Here is a 16,168-nt window from a genome sequence, read left to right on the forward strand (position 1 = left end):
TCACACGGCTGACCGCACCGGTGCGCGCCCGCACAGCCCATCCGGACCGCCGGGAACGGTACGCCGGTACGGCCTCCCGAGCGGCGGGCCGGGGATGACAGTCCGCCTGGTCGACATCCGCCGCACCCTGGCCGAGGCTCCGGCGGATCTCGTCGTCGAGCGGCTCGGCACGGAGCTGACCAGGGTGTACGGGACGGCGGAGACCGAACTGCTCCAGGTCGACTACCGGCTGGCCGCCCTGGTGCCGCTGCACGGCGGCGATCCGGTGGTCGGGGCCGGCACCCCGGCGTGGCGGTGCTTCGACCACCAGACCGAGGTGCTCCAGGACGGGATGCTGTATCTCCCGGTCACGATGCGCGGCGAGCGGCTCGGCGTACTCCGGCTCACCCCGGCGCCGGAGGACCCGGAGGACCCGGACCGGCACGACGAGTTGGCACAGGCGGCCACGGCGCTGGCGCACGAGCTGGTCACGGTACGGCCCGGCACCGACAAGTACGCGGTCGGCGCCCGGACCCGCCGGCTGACCCTGGCCGCCGAGATGCAGTGGGAGCTGCTCCCCGGCCGGAGCCGGATCCGTCCCTCGTTCAGCCTGGCCGGCCAGCTCGAACCGGCGTACGCGGTGCGCGGCGACAGCTTCGACTGGGCCGACGACGGCCAGCGGCTCTGGCTCTCCACGATGAACGGGATGGGCGAGGGGGTCACCGCCGCCATGCTCACCTGCCTCGGCACCAACGCGCTGCGCAACGCCCGGCGGGCCGGTCTCGAACTCGCCGACCAGGCGGCCCTGGCCGACCAGGCGATCTACGCCTACCACCAGGGCATCCAGCACCTCTCCGCGCTGCTGCTGGAGCTGGACCTGCGCACCGGGGTGGTGACGGCGGTGGACGCCGGCTCGCCCCGGCTGCTCGTGCTGCGCGAGGGCGAGGTGCTGGAGCAGCCGCTGGACGACCAGTTTCCACTCGGCATGTTCGACGGCACCATCTACCAGTCGCAGAGTTTCCGGTTGGCGCCCGGCGACCGGCTCTTCGTGGTCAGCGACGGCGTCCTCGACGCCAGCTCCCGCACCGCCCGGTACGGCGACACCGCGCTCTACCGGTCCGTCCGGCGGACCAGGTCGATGGCGCCACTGGAGGCGGTACGGTCGCTCCTCGGCGACCTGCGGGCGTTCGTCGGCAGCGACCTGGCGGACGACGCCGTGGTGGTCTGCCTGGACTGGCACGGAAGTTGACCCGGGCCATCGGCGGGGCGGGGAGGTCCCGGACCCGGGGTCAGTACGCGCCCCGGGTCCGGACCACCGCCCCGAAGGTCTTCCACAGGATGGTCAGATCGGCGGCGAGCGACCAGTTCTCCACGTAGTAGAGGTCGAGCCGGATGCCGTCCTCCCAGCTCAGGTCGGATCGGCCGCTGATCTGCCAGAGACCGGTCATGCCCGGCTTCACCAGTAGCCGGCGGGCGACGTCGCCGTCGTAGCGAGCCACCTCGGACGGCAGCGGCGGGCGCGGCCCGACCAGGCTCATCTGCCCGAACAGCACGTTGGCGAGCTGCGGCAGCTCGTCGAGGGACCACTTGCGCAGGATCCGGCCGACCCGGGTGACCCGGGGATCCACCCGCATCTTGAACATCAGGCCGTCGGTCTCGTTCTTGGTGGCCAGCTCGGCCAGGAGCGCGTCCGCGTTCACCACCATGGTCCGGAACTTGTACACCCCGAACTCCCGGCCACCCTGGCCGACCCGGATCTGCCGGAAGATCACCGGCCCCCGGCTGTCCAGCTTGATGGCGAGCGCGATGACGGCGAGCAGCGGCAGCGCGACCGCGAGCGCCGTGGCCGCCAGTGCCCGGTCCACGAAAGCCTTGACGACCTTCCGGGCGCCCCGGAACTCGGGCGCCTCGACGTGGATGAGCGGCAGTCCGGCGACCGGCTGGGTGTGGATCCGCGGCCCGGCGACGTCGGTCAGTGCCGGGGCGAGCACCAGGTCGATCTCGGTGCCCTCCAGCTGCCAGCCGAGCCGGCGCAGCCGGGTGGCGGTCAGCTCGTTGGAGGCGGTCACCGCGACCGTGTCGGCGTTGATCGCCGCCGCGGCGTCGACGATCGCCCGGAACGAGCCGAGCACCGGCACGTCACCGAGGCGCTGCGGTACCGGCGCGAGCAGCGCGTCCGGGATGCAGGCGCCGACCACCTGGTAGCCGGCGTACGGCTCGCGGCGCAGCGTGTGCACCAGTTCCAGTACGTGTGCGGTGTCGCCGACCGCCAGGACCCGCCGGGACCAGCCGGCCCCCCGGGACCGGGACCAGTGCAGTCGTTTCCGGGCGGCGAACCGGGCGATCACCAGCCCGACCGTGCCGACCGCGAACGAGATGCCGAGGAATCCCCGGGAGACCCCGACGTCGGCGAGATAGCCCGCGATCGCGACTCCACCGGCGAGCCGCAGGCTGGCGGAGGTGACCCGGCGGTACTCGTCGGCGCCGTAGCCGAGCACCCGGTGGTCGTAGCAGCGCAGCCCCTTCAGCGAGACCAGCCAGGCGACCACCAGGGCGGGGCCGACGATCACGTACGGGATGTCGGAGCCGCGCGGCTCGTCGCCGCCGAACCGGGCGAAGTAGCCGCCGATCACGGCCAGCACCAGGATGGTGGTGTCGAGCACGAGCAGTTCGCGGATGTAGCCGCGCTGCCGCGTCCGGTACGACGGCGCCGGTGCCCCCGAGGTCGGCTCCGGAGGCATGGTGGTAGGGCTCAGCAATGTCGCCGACGTCACCGGCCCTCCCTCGCTCCAGGGGGCACCCGATCAGCCGCTCACTGCCCTGACGGAGCGGCCCGGAGGCACCTCGACATCTTCACCTACCGGGGGCATCACCGAGAGCTTCCGACGGATTACCGTCATTTGTTTGCGTCGCCGGTGCTCCGGCTGCTCACGTACCCGAGGCCCGCCCCGGGACGGGACGCGGTCGACCAGGTCTCGACGGCACCGCCCCGGAGCGGTGCCGGAGAACACCGACGCCGGCCGGACAGCGCGACGCCCGCCGTACCGGCACGGGTGGCCGGTACGGCGGGCGTGGTCGAGCGGGGTCGCGGCTGGCCGGCGGGCGCGACCGGGGCCGGTGTCAGCGCGGAGCGGTCGGCCGGCGGGCGATCGCCTGCAGGAAGATGTCGCCGATCTTCGCCGGATCCTCGGTGACGAAGGCGGCCCCGCCGGTCACCTTGGGGATCGAGTCCAGTTCGGCCTTGCTGACCTCGGCACTGATCCCGATGATGATCACCTGGACCGGACGGTCGGGGTCGTTGATCCGCTTCAGCTCGGCGAGCAACTGCGCCTGGCTGATCCCGTTGTCGTCCTCGTTCTTGCCGTCGGTGAGCATCACCACCGAGTTGACCCGGCCGGGCTGCCAGTCGTCCTGCACGGCCTTGTAACCGGCGAGGATCGAGTCGAAGAGGCCGGTGTCGCCGCCCCGCTTGGGGGTGATGCCGGCGAGCTCGCTCTCCAGCCGCTCGCGCTGGGCGGACATCGGGCCGATCGGCACCAGCGAACGGTAGTCGCGGGAGCCGTTCAGCTCGGTGGAGAAGACCCAGAGGCCGAGTGCCCAGGAGTCGTCGAAGAGCGCGAGGCCGCGCTTGGCCGCCTCCAGGGTCACCTGCATCCGGGTGGCGTTGTTGGCGGTCGGCACCTTCTCGAACATGGAGCCGGAGATGTCGATGATCGCCAGCATCCGGCCGGACTGGGTGGCGACGGCCCAGCTGGAGAGCACCCGCTCGATCGTCGCACCGTCACCGCCACCGGCGGTGCCGCCGGGGTTGGGTGCCGCGCTGGTCGGCGTCGGCTGGGTGCCCGCCGGGCTCGGCGCGCCCCGGGGCGGCGCGAAGCCGTCCGCCCAGGTGCCGTCCGGGGCCCGGAGCCCCTGCGCGGCCAACTGGCGGCGGAACGTCCCGGAGTCGAGCGCGGCGAAGAGCTTCTCCGCCGCCGCAGTCTTGGCCGGCTCGATGCCGGGCATCACCGCGTACGGGTAGTCGAGCGAGATCGGCGCGGGTTCCAGGTAGAGGGCGGCGAGCGGCACCGGTGGCTTCGTCGCGTTGAACTCGATGACGTCCTCTTCGGAGAGTGCCGCGGCACCCAGCCCGCGGGCGATGGACGTCTGGTCGGTCGCCCGGGGGAAGCGGGCGATCAGCTCCTCACGGACCGCCGAGGCGCCGGTGGCCAGCGCCCGCAGGGCGGCCGTGGTCGCCTGCTGGGCCCGAACCCCGCCGCCGGACTGGGCCGCGATGGCCAGCGAGAGCAGCCCGGACAGCCCGGCCGCGTCCCGGCTCGGCTCGACGAGGCCGGTCTTGAGCTGGGTACCGGTGGTGATCCTGCCGAGCAGGTCCTTCCAGCCGAGCTTCTTCTGCGGCCAGCCGACCGTGGTGGCGAGCGGCTCCGGCATGGCCACCACCACGGGGCTGCGCGCCACCGAGGTGTTGTTCTGCGGTGCGAACGCAGGAGCCTGCTGGCGCAGCCGCAGCAGCCAGGTGGAGGAGTCGGGCAGCCAGACGTTGGGCAGTACGGCGCTGCCGCTGGCCTGTCCGACCCCGGACAGCGACACACCGTGCTGCCCGGCGACGGCCGCGGCCACGTCCACGGACTCGCTGGCGGTGACCTCGACGGCGACGCAGAGGCCGTCGACCGACGTCTCCTCGGCGCTCAGGTCGGCCGCGGTCTTCTCGACGGCCGGAGCGATCTCGGGGGCCGCGGCGACGGTGAGCTTCAGCTCGCCCGAGCAGTCGGGGCCTACCCACTGCTGATAGCCATACCACCCTCCAACCGCGACAAGGACGAGCGCCATCGCGCTGGCGATGGCGCCCGCCCCTCGGATACTTCTACGCATGCGATGGCGGCCAGGCACCTGACCATCTTGCGGGCTTCTGAGAAGTCGTGCCAGGGGCGAACGGCGGAATGTTACCGAGGCAGCAAAGACTTTCTGAAAATCGTTCACTTCAGGTAGTTGCTCGGCCTCAGAACGTCGATAATACCGGCCAACGGGGCGTCATCGGCCCACCCCGCGCCAAAAAGATCTTATGGATATTTATCCCAGAATTAAGGATTGGTCGCCGAGTACACAGGTCGGACTCGGCACCGCGACCCGGCCGGGCGGCGCCGCCGGTAGCCCGGAGTCGGGGTCGACCGGAAAGACCGCCACCGCGTCGGCCCGCTCCTCCGCGACGTAGAGGTGCCCGCCGAGCAGGGCCAGGTGCCGGGGCCAGTCGCCGATGCCGGAGACCTCCGCCAGATAGCGGGGCGCCTCGCCGTCCAGCGCGAACACCGTGACCGTGCCGACGCCCCGGTTGGCCAGGTAGAGGAACCGGCCGTCCGGGCCGACCGCGATCTCCGAAGGCTGGACGTGGCCCGGCCGCCGGCTGGCCTCGACCCGAGCCCGCTCGACCAGCCGGCCGTGGTCGTCGAAGGCGTACGCGGTGACGGAGGCGTCCAGCTCGCCGGCGAGGAAGCAGCGCCGCCCGTCCGGGTGCCGGGCCAGGTGCCGGGGGCCGGTGCCGGGCCGGGTCGGGATCCGGCCGGTGGCGTGCAGCCGCCCCTGCGGGTCGCGGTCGTACCGGTAGAGCGAGTCGGTGCCGAGGTCGACCGCGAGCAGCCCGGTGCCGGCCGGGTCGGGTGAGACCATGTGCGCGTGCGGCCCGGCCTGGCGGTCCGGTACGGGCCCGCGTCCGTCGTGCCTGACCAGGTCGGTCCGGTCACCCGGCGCCCCGGTCGGGTCCAACGGGTGTACGGCGACACTGCCGCTGCCGTAGTTCGCCACGAAGAGGAACTCCCCGCCCGGGTCGACGGCGAGGTGACACGGCTCGGCGCCACCGGTGGACCGGACCGCGAGCGGGGTCAGCGCACCGCCGGAGTGGATCGTCCAGGCGCTGACCGTGCCCTCCGGCAGCTCGTTGACCGCGTAGAGCACGGGTAGCCGGGGATGCCGGGCCAGGAAGGACGGCGACGGCGTGCTCGCCACCACGCCGAGTACGTCGAGCCCGCCGGTGGCGGCGTCCCGGCGGGCGGCCACGATGCCCGTACCGCGCCCGCCGCTCTGCCCGGTGTAGCAGCCGATATAGACGATCCCGGCACCGTCGGACATGCCCGCTCCGTTCCCGGCCGACCGCCCCGGTCGCGCCGCTCCGGCACGATCAAACCAGAACCTGCCCCCACCGGACCGGCGATCACGTCCGCCGGGCTCGACGATCTTCCGGCTGCCAACGGTTTCCTATAGGATCTTCGATCGTGAACGGTCTGCTCCGGCCGGCTCGCCGGACCACCCTCGCCGACGACGTGTACGAGTCGGTGCGGACCCTCGTGATGGACCACGCCGTCGCCCCCGGCGAGCGGATCAACATCGACGCGCTGGCCCGCCGGCTGGAGGTGTCGCCGACCCCGGTCCGCGAGGCCCTGGCCCGGCTGGAGTCCGACGGGCTGGTCCGGAAACGGCCGCTGGCCGGTTACACCGCCGCACCGCTGCTCACCCGGACCGAGTTCGACGAGCTGGTGGAGATGCGGCTGATCCTGGAGACCGCCTCGGCGCGGCGGGTGGCCGAACGGTTCGCCCGGCGACCTACCGGCGGCGCCGACGGGGACGGCGGGTCCGCCGGGCCGGACGGCGAGCTGGCCGAGTTGCGCCGCGAGGCCGAGCTGCCCGACCAGGTACCCGGGACCGAGGGCTTCGCCGCGATCGCCGCCTTCACCGCGCAGGACGCGCGCTTCCACCACCTGCTCGCCGAACGCTCCGGCAACCGGATGCTGCACTCGGCCGTGGTCCGGCTCCGCGCCCACCTGCACCTGTTCCGGCTGCACTTCCCCGCCGCGCACCACGGGACCAGCGCCCGGGAGCACCTGCTGATCGTCGACGCCATCGGCACCGGCGACCCGGACGCCGCCGGCGCCGCCATGCGCGACCACCTGCTCGCCGCCGCCGACCGGCACCTGCCGTTCTTCGAAGGAACCCGATGCGGATAGCCCTCTTCGTGACCTGCGTCAACGACCTGGTCTACCCGGCCACCGGCCGGGCCGTGGTACGCGTACTGGAGCGGCTCGGGCACACCGTCGAGTTCCCGGTGGAGCAGTCCTGCTGCGGGCAGATGCACGCCAACAGCGGCTACCGGGCCGAGGCGTTGCCGCTGGTGCGGGGCTTCGTCGACACCTTCGGCCGGTACGACGCCGTGGTGGCCCCGTCCGGCTCGTGCGTGGCGATGGTGCGGGAGTCGTACCCCCGGCTCGCCGGTCCGGACCCGGGCCTGGCGGCGGCGGTCGCCGACCTCGCGCCCCGGGTCTACGAACTCTCCGAGCTGCTGGTCGACGTGCTCGGGGTGACCGATGTCGGTGCCGCCTTCCCGCACCGGGTGACCTACCACCCGACCTGCCACGGCCTGCGGATGCTGCGGCTGGGCGACCGCCCGCTGCGGCTGCTGCGCGCGGTACGCGGACTCGACCTGGTGGCGCTGGCCGGCGCCGAGGAGTGCTGCGGCTTCGGCGGCACCTTCGCGGTGAAGAACGCCGACGTCTCCGCCGCGATGCTGGCCGACAAGTGCGCGGCGGTCTGCGACACCGGGGCGGCATACGTGGCGGCGGCGGACAACTCCTGCCTGGCGCACATCGGCGGCGGCCTGTCCCGGCGCGACGGCACCGGGCCGGGCGGCCCGCGCGCCATCCACTACGCGGAGATCCTGGCCAGCCCCGGGGAGCGGCCGTGACCGGGCGGCCCGGGTCGGCGCACGGGCGCGGTCGGCGGGGTACCGGGCCGCAGCGGCCGCCGTCGACAGCCGGCGGCGACGGACCGAACGAGGAGCGGGGATGACCGCGGGTACCGGGAACATCGTCGCGCCGCTGCCGTTTCCGACGGCGGCCCGGCGCGAACTGGCCGACGGGCAGCTTCGGGCCAACCTGCGCCGGGCCACCCACACCATCCGGGACAAGCGACTCCGGGTGGTCGGCGAGGTGCCGGACTGGGAGGCGCTGCGCCGCTCCGGCGCGGCGATCAAGGACGACGTGCTGGCCCGCCTGCCGGAGCTGCTGGAACAGTTCGAGGCGGCCGCCACCGCCGCCGGGGCCACCGTGCACTGGGCCCGGGACTCGACCGAGGCGTGCGCGGTGGTCACCGAGCTGGTCGGGCGGACCGGCAGCACCGAGGTGGTCAAGGTCAAGTCGATGGCCACCCAGGAGATCGGCCTCAACGAGGCGCTCGCCTCCGCCGGCATCGCGGCGGTCGAGACCGACCTGGCCGAGCTGATCGTGCAGCTCGCCGACGACACCCCGTCGCACATCCTGGTACCGGCGATCCACTACAACCGGCGGCAGATCCGGGACATCTTCGCCCGCCGGATGCCCGGGGTGGACCTCGACGCGCTCACCGACGACCCGCCGGCGCTCGCCGAGGCGGCCCGCCGGCACCTGCGGGCGAAGTTCCTCAGCGCCAGGGTGGCGATCTCCGGCGCCAACTTCGCGGTCGCCGAGACCGGCACCCTGGTGGTGGTGGAGTCCGAGGGCAACGGCCGGATGTGCCTGACCCTGCCCGAGACGCTGATCTCCGTGGTGGGCGTGGAGAAGCTGCTGCCGACCTTCCGCGACCTGGAGGTCTTCCTGCAACTGCTGCCCCGCTCCTCGACCGGGGAGCGGATGAACCCGTACACCTCGCTCTGGACCGGGGTCACCCCGGGGGACGGGCCGGGCGACCTGCACATCGTGCTGGTCGACAACGGGCGTACCGAGACGCTGGCCGATCCGGTGGGCCGGCAGGCGCTGCGCTGCATCCGCTGCTCCGCCTGCCTGAACGTCTGCCCGGTCTACGAGCGGGTCGGCGGGCACGCGTACGGGTCGGTCTATCCGGGCCCGATCGGCGCGATCCTCTCCCCGCAGATGACCGGGCCGGAGGCGGGCGCGAACCGCACCCTGCCGTACGCCTCGACGCTCTGCGGCGCCTGCTTCGACGCCTGCCCGGTCCGGATCGACATCCCCGAGGTACTGGTGCACCTGCGGCAGCGGGGCGTGGACGCGCGCCGGGGCCGGCCGTCGGCGGAACGCACCGCGATGCGGGCGCTGTCCTGGGTGATGCGGGACCGCCGCCGGTACGCTGCCGCGCTCCGGGCCGCCCGGCGCGGTGCCGCCCCGCTGCGCCTGGTCGCCGGCAGGCGCGGGCAGGTACGCCGGCTGCCGTGGCCGCTGTCGGCCTGGACCGCCAGCCGGGACGCCCCGCTGCCGGCCGGCCAGACGTTCCGGGACTGGTGGGCCGGGCGGGACCGCACGAGCGAGGAGGAGGACCGGTGGTGACCGTGCCCAGTTCGGCCCGGGAGGAGATCCTGGCCCGGATCCGGGCGGTCCGGCCCGGCGAAGCGGTGCCGGTGCCCCGGGACTACCGCACCGCACCGCCGCCCGGCACTTCGGCCCGGACACCGGTGGACGGGGAGCTGATCGAGCTGCTGGTCGACCGGCTGGTCGACTACCGGGCCACGGTCCGCCGCTGCGGCCCGCGGGAGCTTCCCGGGGCGCTCGCCGGACTGCTGGGCGAGGTGCCGACCGTGGTCGTACCGCCGCAGGCGCCGGCGGAGTGGCTGTCGGCGTACCTCGGCCGGACCCGCCGGGACGGCGACCCGGACCCGCTGACGGTGGCCGACCTCGACGCGCCGGGCGTGGCCGTGGTCACCGGCTGCGCGGTGGCGATCGCGCAGACCGGCACGCTGCTGCTGGACGGCGGACCGGACCAGGGGCGCCGGCTGCTCAGCCTGGTACCCGACCACCACCTCTGCGTCGTCCACGCCGCGCAGGTGGTCGGCGGGGTGCCGGAGGCGCTCGCCCGGCTCGCCGACCCGACCCGGCCGATCACCATGGTCTCCGGGCCGTCGGCCACCAGCGACATCGAACTCGACCGGGTGGAGGGCGTGCACGGGCCGCGCCGGCTGGACGTGCTGGTGGTCACCGGCTGAACCCCCGGCCGGCGGTCCGGGCCGGCACGGCGCGCGGCTCCGCGGCCCCGGACCGGCCGCCGGCCGACCTGGACCAGGCCGCCGGCCGACCGACCTGGACCGGTAAGCCGGCGACCGGCGGACCGGGTGGTCAGTTCGCCGAGACCCGCTCGGCGCGGCGGGCGGCGACGTGCTCCACCAGGGCGACCAGCACGACCTTGCCGGACTGCCGGCTGCGCGCGTCGCAGAGCACGACCGGCACGTCCGGGTCCAGGTCGAGCGCGCTGCGCACCGCCTCCACGCTGAACCGCTTGGCCCCGTCGAAGCAGTTGACCCCGACCACGAACGGGATGCCCCGGCGTTCGAAGTAGTCGACCGACGGGAAGCAGTCGGCGAGCCGGCGGGTGTCGGCGAGCACCACCGCGCCGAGCGCGCCGAACGCCAGCTCGTCCCAGAGGAACCAGAACCGGTCCTGCCCCGGGGTGCCGAAGAGATAGACCTGGAGATCGGAGTTGATGGTGATCCGACCGAAGTCCATCGCGACGGTGGTGGTCTGCTTGCCCTCCACGCCGTAGAGGTCGTCGGTGCCGGCCCCGGCGTCGGTGAGCACCTCCTCGGTCTGCAACGGACGGATCTCGCTCACCGCACCCACCAGGGTCGTCTTGCCGACCCCGAAGCCACCGGCGATCAGGATCTTCAGGGCGAGCGGGATCCGCCGCTTCGCCGTCCCCTGGTCAGAGAGCCCGGAGTCCATTGACCACCGCCTTGAGGATGTCGTCGTCGGGGAACTGGCGCGAGCTGGGTGGGTCGTACATCGAGATCCGGCCGCTGGTGAGCAGGTCGCCGAGGAGCACCCGGACCACCCCCACCGGCAGGTTGAGGTCGGCGGCGAGGTCGGCGACGGTGATCGGCTGCTGCGCCCGCGCGATGATCGCCCGCTGTTCGGGTTGCGGCTGCGGGCCGTCGTCGCCGTCCTCCTCCGGCGGCCCGGCCACCACGAACGCCATCAGGTCGAACCGGCCCGCCGACGGCTGCACCCGACCACCGGTCATCGTGTACGGCCGGACCACCGGCCCGGCGTCGTCGTCCAGCCAGTCGTGGTGCGGTCCGGGCGCGTCACTCCGCATCTGCCGGCGCCCGGGATGTTCGGCTCGGCGCGGACAGGTTCTGCCCCACCCGGGTCACCAGCATCGCCATCTCGTACGCGATGACGCCGATGTCCGACGCGGCACTGGCCAGTACGGCGAGACAGGCGCCCTGGCCGGCGGCGGTGACGAAGAGGAAGGCGGACTCCATCTCGATCACTGTCTGCCGGACCGGTCCCGCCTGGAAGTGCCGGCTGGCCCCCTTCGCCAGAGACTGGAAGCCGGCCGCCATCGCCGCCATGTGTTCGGCGGCCTCCTGGCCCAGGTCCCGCGACGCGGCCATCAGCAGGCCGTCCGCGGAGAGCAGTACGGCCTGCTGCGCGGACGGTACGCGCTCCACGAGGTCGTCGAGCAGCCAACTGAGGTCCGCACCCGGCTTCGTCGTGTGCACCACTCACCCGTCCCCTTCAGAATTCGTGACACCCGGATCGGTGACCCGGGAGGTGGCCTCGGAGGTGTCGCCGGGCCGCGTCAGGTCCTCGGCGTCCCGCCGCCCCCGCGCCGTGCCGGACTGCAACGCGGCCATCACCGCCCGGACCTGCTCCGCCGTACGCGGCTGCGGCTCGTCCGGCTCCCCGTCGGCGGTTGCGCCGGCAGTGCCGGGGGAGCCCGCGGACCGGTCCGGGCCGGCCACGGGTCCGTTGCGCAGTTGCGGCGCGAGGTTCTTCTGCCGGATCCGCCGGGGCAGGCCGTCCGCCCCGACCGGGCCGAGGGCCGGGCGTACCGGGCCGCCGCTGGCCGGTATCGCCGGGAGGACGACGGTGTCGTCGTCCATCGCCGGGCGCGGTGCCGGCCCGGCCGGCGTCGTCGTGCTGGCCGGAGCGGCGACCGGCGTCGTCGTGGCCGCTCCGTCCGGGACGGCGGTCGCCGGAGCCGTGCTGGTCGCGGTCGGGTTCGCGGCGGTCGCGGCGGTCGGATCGACGCCGCGCCGCCGCAGCGCACCGGCCTTCGGCACCCGGACTCCGGACCGCCGGGCAGCCTCCGGCCCGTCGTCCGTGGCGGCGCCGCCGGTGCCGGCGGCGGAGTCGGCCTGGTCGGAGGCCGGCGCGTCCGGTGCGGTCCGGGCAGCCGTGGGCTCCGCTGCGCCGTCGGCCGCCGGAGCCGGTTGCGGTGTCTCCGGGCGGCTGGCGGCGACCAGCGCCGCCAGGGCCGCACCCGCCTTGCGCCGCGGCCCGAGCCCGGTGGTCGAGCCGGGTTCCGCGGGCGGCTCGTCGCCGTCGGCGGAGACCCGGGCGGCCGGCCCGGACCGCGCCGGCAGTTCGATCGTCTCCGAGCCGTCCGCGCCACCGGCGATCCGGCCGCCGGAGCCGGTGCGCCGGGTCGTACCGCCCGGCTCCGCACCGGACCCGTCGCCCCGGTCACCCGTCGCGGTGGAGGTGTCGGGTACCACGAGGTCACCGGGAATGAGCGCGACCGCCGTCACCCCGCCGAACGGGGAGGACCGCAGCTGGACCTGTACGCCGTGCCGGGCGCCGAGCAGGGCGACCACGAACAGCCCGAGCCGGGCGCTGTTCGCCGGGTCGAAGTCCGGCGGGTCGGCCAGCCGGCGGTTGGCCTGCTCGATCGCCTCGGTGGCCATGCCCAGGCCCCGGTCCTCGATCTCGATCGCGTACCCGTTCGAGACCACCTGCCCGGTGACCTGTACCCGGGTGTGCGGCGGCGAGAACGACGTCGCGTTCTCGATCAGCTCGGCGAGCAGGTGGATGACGTCGCCGACCGCCCGGCCGGCGGTGGCCGCCGGTGCCACGTTGACCAGGTCGACCCGGGCGTAGTCCTCGACCTCGGAGATCGCGCCCCGGATCACGTCCACCATGGAGACCGGGTTGCGCCAGCCCCGGCCCGGCGCCGCCCCGGCGAGCACGACCAGGTCCTCGGCGTGCCGCCGCATCCGGGTGGCCATGTGGTCGAGCCGGAAGAGGTCCTCCAGCTCGTCCGGCTGGGCCGCCCGCCGCTCCATCCGGTCCAGCAGCGCGAGCTGGCGGTGCAGCAGGGTCTGGCTGCGCCGGGCGATGTTGAGGAAGACGTCCCGGAGACCACTGCGCAGCGCGGCCTCGTCGATCGCCGACGCGATGGCGGTGCGCTGCACCTCGCTGAACGCCTGGCCGAGCTGGCCGATCTCGTCCTGCCCGTAGTCGAGCGGTGGCGCCTCGGTCTCGACGTCCACCTCCTCGCCCTTGCGCAGCCGCCCGACGACGTCGGGCAGCCGTTCGTCGGCCATGCTCAGCGCGGCGGCGCGCAGGCTGGTCAGCCGCCGGACCAGAGACCGGCCGATCCGCAGCGCGATGATCGCCGAGAGGAGTACGGCGACGAAGCCGAGCAGGCCGGCGAGCCCCAACCGGAGCAGGATACCGGCGGCCACCGGCCGGCTGCGCTCGGTGAGCGCCTCGGCACCGCTCAGCTCGAAGTCGCGCAGTTGCCGCTGGACGGAGTCGTAGCTGCTCTGCCACGCCCGGGCGTCGACCGGCAGCGTACTGCCGCCACCCCGGACGATCAGGTCGTCCTCCAACCGGCGCAGCCGGGCGTACGCGTCCCCTTCGGTGAGCTGCTGGTATGCCACCCGGTCGGCGTCCGGCAGCTCCGCCGCCGCGGCGGAGTAGAGGAACCGCTGGGTGCCGACGATCTGGACGAACTGGGCGTGCTCGCCCGGCGCGAATCGCCCCGCGCTGAACGCCCCGGCGAGTAGCGCGTCGGCCTGGGCCATGACCTCGCGGGCCCGGCCGAGTTCGGTCAGGCTCCGCGCCTCCCGGGAGAGCGTGTCGTCCGGCAGCGTGTTCAGCGCGGAGAACGTCCGGAACGCGGCGTCGATGACCCCGCTGTAGAGGCCGAGCGCTCCGCTGGCGTCGACGGTGCGCCGGTCGATGAAGACGCGCCCGGACCGCAGCGCGTCGACCGCGGTGAGCAACTGGTCGATCCGGGCGTCGAGCAGCGCACCGGTGGTGTCCCGCAGGTCGGCGTCGGAGGTCCGGCGACGGAACTCGGCTATCGCCCGGTCGGTACGGGTCCGCTGGTCGGCGAGGGCCGTGGTGGCGGTCGGGTCGACCAGTTGCCGCACCGATAGCCGGCGCTCCTGCTGCAGCTCCACCACCAGCGCCTCGCCGGGCCGCCCGACCTCGTCCAGCAGGGTCTGTGCGGCGAGCAGCTTCGACGCGGGCCCGACGGTGAGCGTGGTCGCGAAGATCCAGAGCGCCGACAACGCGAGGATCGGCACGGCGACCAGCGCGACGATCTTCGAGCGGATCGGCCAGTTCTGGGTTTCCATCAGACCTCGCCGGAAGGGGATATGTCAGGGTCGACACCCGCACCGGCGGCCCGCGGCTCCGGCCAGAGTCCGAGGGTCACGGGCGCGCGTGCCTTCGGCAGGATACGTAATCAACGCCGTATGCACTACCGGACGAGGGGCTTCTAGTTGATCCAATCTGGCAAATAAATTGATAACTGTCTTCATCAATTGATCTCGACCCCCGTCGATGGGGTCGGCCGGAGACGCCGCCGATCCCATCCGGACATGCCGATCAGATCCGCCGGGTGACCGCCGGAAACGCGCCCGTGCGGCCCGCCGTCACGGCGGCGGCCGGGCCGGCGCCGGGACGGGTCGGCCGCCCCGACAACCGGGATGGCCATTGCGGTGACCGGGGATGGGCCGATCGGACCGACCCACCCCCACCAGCAATTCCTGCCGGATATCTCACTCCGGGGGGCGATCCCGGGTGGCACCGGCGCCGACGCGGCCCACCCGGCCACCGGCCGAGCGGCCACCGGCCGAGCGTCTACCGGCGGTCCCGCCCCGCTCCGGCCCGGCGCAGCCCGACCGCCAGCGCCAGGTACGGCAGGGCGAGCAGTCCGAAGACCACACCGTGCCCGGCGACCGTCGAGGCGAGGGCGTACCCGCCGTACACCCCGATGGTGACCAGTTCGGTGCCGAGCCCGGCCAGCGAGGTCACCGTGGCCCGCGCCGGTCCACCGATGCTCTCCTGGAGGCGTACGTCGGCCACCAGGCTGGCCAGTTGCAGGGCGCAGAACGCCGCCGCCACCAGTACGAAGCCCGCCGGGCGGCCGGTCAGCGCACCCACGGCCAGAGCGATCGAGGCCGCCCCGACCGTACTGGCGAACTGTCGCGCCGTCAGCCGCTGCCCGAGCGGGGTGAGCAGGCCGCCCAGCATCACCCCGGCCCAGACCAGCAACACCAGCAGCGGCACGCCGGCCGCCGGGGCGGACTCGCCGGCCAGCAGCGGCAGGTACTCCTCCAGTCCGCCCCAGATGCCGACCATCGCCGGCAGGAGCAGCAGGGCCCGGCGTACCGCCGGGCTGTTCCGGGCCTCGGCCAGCGCCACCCGCAGGATCGCGAGCTGGCCGGGCGCCCCGGCCTCGGCGACCGGTGCCGGGGTGAGCTGGACGAGGTCGCCCGACGCCCCGGCGCTGCCGCCGAGCCCGCCACCGGACCCGGGGTCCACCGTCTCCGGCCCGGCGGACGCGACAGCGGTCGGTGCCGGTGCCCGGTGTTCCGGCAGCGCCAGCCCCACGGCCGCGCAGAGCAGGCTGGCCAGCACGCTGGCGACCCCGACCGCCGGGTAGCCGCCGACCGCGAAGACCGGGGTGGCGACCGCGATGGCCAGCAGCGCGCCGAGCAGGCTCACGGTACTGGCCCGGCCGATCACCCGCCCGTACCGGTCGGCCAGGCCGAGCCGGTCGAGTTCGTCGTAGAGCAGGGCCTCGGAGGCGCCGGACTGGAGCGCACCCCGCGCGCCCCAGAGCACGAAACCGAGCGCGAAGACCCAGTAGGAGGGTGCCGCGACCCAGAGCCCGAAGCCGACCGCGCCGAGCAGCGGGGCGGCGGCGAGCAGCAGCCGCCGGGACACGGCGTCGGCCCAGACCCCGGACGGGACCTCGAGGACGATCCCGGTCAGCGACCAGATGACGAAGAGCGAGGAGATCTGCGCGACGGAGAGCCCGGTGTCGGTGAAGAGCAGCGCGTACACCGGGTATAGCAGGACGAAGTCGTCCAGGAACGCGTAGAGGTAGAAAGTGGTGGTCAACCGCCGCGCGCGAGCTGTCGGCGCGGGTGACGAGATGACGGGCATGAGGCCTTCCCACGGGGACGATTCGGACTCGG

Annotated in this window: 13 protein-coding genes; 5 read left to right on the forward strand and 8 right to left on the reverse strand. The window is 73.9% G+C overall.

Features of this window, described 5'->3' with window-relative positions; genetic code table 11:
* Positions 1–94: 94 nt before the first annotated feature.
* Positions 95–1,228: a PP2C family protein-serine/threonine phosphatase gene (locus AAH979_RS24820; protein ID WP_346260529.1), complete on the forward strand. Its 1,134-nt coding sequence runs from the start codon at positions 95–97 to the stop codon at positions 1,226–1,228.
* Positions 1,229–1,268: 40 nt separating this feature from the next.
* On the opposite strand, the gene AAH979_RS24825 is transcribed toward AAH979_RS24820, so the two are convergent.
* The 3 genes from AAH979_RS24825 to AAH979_RS24835 form a co-directional block, all read right to left on the reverse strand.
* Positions 1,269–2,720: a sugar transferase gene (locus tag AAH979_RS24825; RefSeq protein WP_346260559.1), complete on the reverse strand. Its 1,452-nt coding sequence runs from the start codon at positions 2,718–2,720 to the stop codon at positions 1,269–1,271.
* 379 nt (positions 2,721–3,099) lie between these two features.
* Positions 3,100–4,809, reverse strand: coding sequence for a substrate-binding domain-containing protein (locus tag AAH979_RS24830; protein ID WP_346260530.1), 1,710 nt, complete (start codon positions 4,807–4,809; stop codon positions 3,100–3,102).
* A 240-nt stretch (positions 4,810–5,049) separates the two neighbouring features.
* Complete coding sequence (locus AAH979_RS24835) at positions 5,050–6,102, reverse strand: lactonase family protein (protein ID WP_346260531.1); 1,053 nt, start codon at positions 6,100–6,102, stop codon at positions 5,050–5,052.
* Positions 6,103–6,245: 143 nt separating this feature from the next.
* Between AAH979_RS24835 and AAH979_RS24840 the strand changes: the two genes are divergently transcribed.
* The 4 genes from AAH979_RS24840 (at position 6,246) to AAH979_RS24855 (ending at position 9,934) form a co-directional block, all read left to right on the forward strand.
* Complete coding sequence (locus tag AAH979_RS24840; RefSeq protein WP_346260532.1) at positions 6,246–6,974, forward strand: GntR family transcriptional regulator; 729 nt, start codon at positions 6,246–6,248, stop codon at positions 6,972–6,974.
* Positions 6,965–7,708 (forward strand): (Fe-S)-binding protein, encoded by a 744-nt coding sequence (locus AAH979_RS24845; RefSeq protein ID WP_346260533.1) that lies wholly within the window; start codon positions 6,965–6,967, stop codon positions 7,706–7,708. Before AAH979_RS24840 ends, AAH979_RS24845 begins: the two co-directional genes overlap by 10 nt.
* Positions 7,709–7,808: 100 nt before the next feature.
* Positions 7,809–9,281, forward strand: coding sequence for a lactate utilization protein B (locus AAH979_RS24850; protein ID WP_346260534.1), 1,473 nt, complete (start codon positions 7,809–7,811; stop codon positions 9,279–9,281).
* Positions 9,278–9,934 carry an LUD domain-containing protein gene (locus AAH979_RS24855; RefSeq protein ID WP_346260535.1) on the forward strand — a complete coding sequence of 219 codons (657 nt, stop codon included), beginning with the start codon at positions 9,278–9,280 and terminating at the stop codon, positions 9,932–9,934. Before AAH979_RS24850 ends, AAH979_RS24855 begins: the two co-directional genes overlap by 4 nt.
* Before the next feature lie 130 nt (positions 9,935–10,064).
* On the opposite strand, the gene AAH979_RS24860 is transcribed toward AAH979_RS24855, so the two are convergent.
* The 5 genes from AAH979_RS24860 to AAH979_RS24880 form a co-directional block, all read right to left on the reverse strand.
* Complete coding sequence (locus tag AAH979_RS24860; protein ID WP_346260536.1) at positions 10,065–10,667, reverse strand: ATP/GTP-binding protein; 603 nt, start codon at positions 10,665–10,667, stop codon at positions 10,065–10,067.
* Positions 10,648–11,040, reverse strand: a complete 393-nt coding sequence (locus tag AAH979_RS24865; protein WP_346260537.1) for a DUF742 domain-containing protein — start codon at positions 11,038–11,040, stop codon at positions 10,648–10,650. The genes AAH979_RS24860 and AAH979_RS24865 overlap by 20 nt, the downstream gene beginning before the upstream one ends.
* On the reverse strand, positions 11,030–11,452 hold the full coding sequence (locus AAH979_RS24870) for a roadblock/LC7 domain-containing protein (RefSeq protein WP_346260538.1): 423 nt from the start codon (positions 11,450–11,452) through the stop codon (positions 11,030–11,032). Before AAH979_RS24870 ends, AAH979_RS24865 begins: the two co-directional genes overlap by 11 nt.
* The gene (locus AAH979_RS24875; protein WP_346260539.1) at positions 11,453–14,317 is read right to left on the reverse strand and encodes a nitrate- and nitrite sensing domain-containing protein; all 2,865 of its coding nucleotides are present in this window, start codon (positions 14,315–14,317) and stop codon (positions 11,453–11,455) included.
* A gap of 508 nt (positions 14,318–14,825) precedes the next feature.
* Entirely contained in the window at positions 14,826–16,136 is a 1,311-nt protein-coding gene (locus tag AAH979_RS24880) for an MFS transporter (RefSeq protein ID WP_346260540.1), read from the reverse strand.
* Positions 16,137–16,168 lie beyond the last annotated feature (32 nt).

The organism is Plantactinospora sp. ZYX-F-223, assembly GCF_039649625.1.
Lineage (GTDB): Bacteria > Actinomycetota > Actinomycetes > Mycobacteriales > Micromonosporaceae > Plantactinospora.

Bases quoted from the DNA above. Each gene is read 5' to 3' on its own strand.
- AAH979_RS24820 (WP_346260529.1), top strand. From the start codon at position 95: ATGACAGTCCGCCTGGTCGACATCCGCCGCACCCTGGCCGAGGCTCCG.
- AAH979_RS24825 (WP_346260559.1), bottom strand. From the start codon at position 2,720: ATGCCTCCGGAGCCGACCTCGGGGGCACCGGCGCCGTCGTACCGGACG.
- AAH979_RS24830 (WP_346260530.1), bottom strand. From the start codon at position 4,809: ATGGCGCTCGTCCTTGTCGCGGTTGGAGGGTGGTATGGCTATCAGCAG.
- AAH979_RS24835 (WP_346260531.1), bottom strand. From the start codon at position 6,102: ATGTCCGACGGTGCCGGGATCGTCTATATCGGCTGCTACACCGGGCAG.
- AAH979_RS24845 (WP_346260533.1), top strand. From the start codon at position 6,965: ATGCGGATAGCCCTCTTCGTGACCTGCGTCAACGACCTGGTCTACCCG.
- AAH979_RS24850 (WP_346260534.1), top strand. From the start codon at position 7,809: ATGACCGCGGGTACCGGGAACATCGTCGCGCCGCTGCCGTTTCCGACG.
- AAH979_RS24860 (WP_346260536.1), bottom strand. From the start codon at position 10,667: ATGGACTCCGGGCTCTCTGACCAGGGGACGGCGAAGCGGCGGATCCCG.
- AAH979_RS24865 (WP_346260537.1), bottom strand. From the start codon at position 11,040: ATGCGGAGTGACGCGCCCGGACCGCACCACGACTGGCTGGACGACGAC.
- AAH979_RS24875 (WP_346260539.1), bottom strand. From the start codon at position 14,317: ATGGAAACCCAGAACTGGCCGATCCGCTCGAAGATCGTCGCGCTGGTC.
- AAH979_RS24880 (WP_346260540.1), bottom strand. From the start codon at position 16,136: ATGCCCGTCATCTCGTCACCCGCGCCGACAGCTCGCGCGCGGCGGTTG.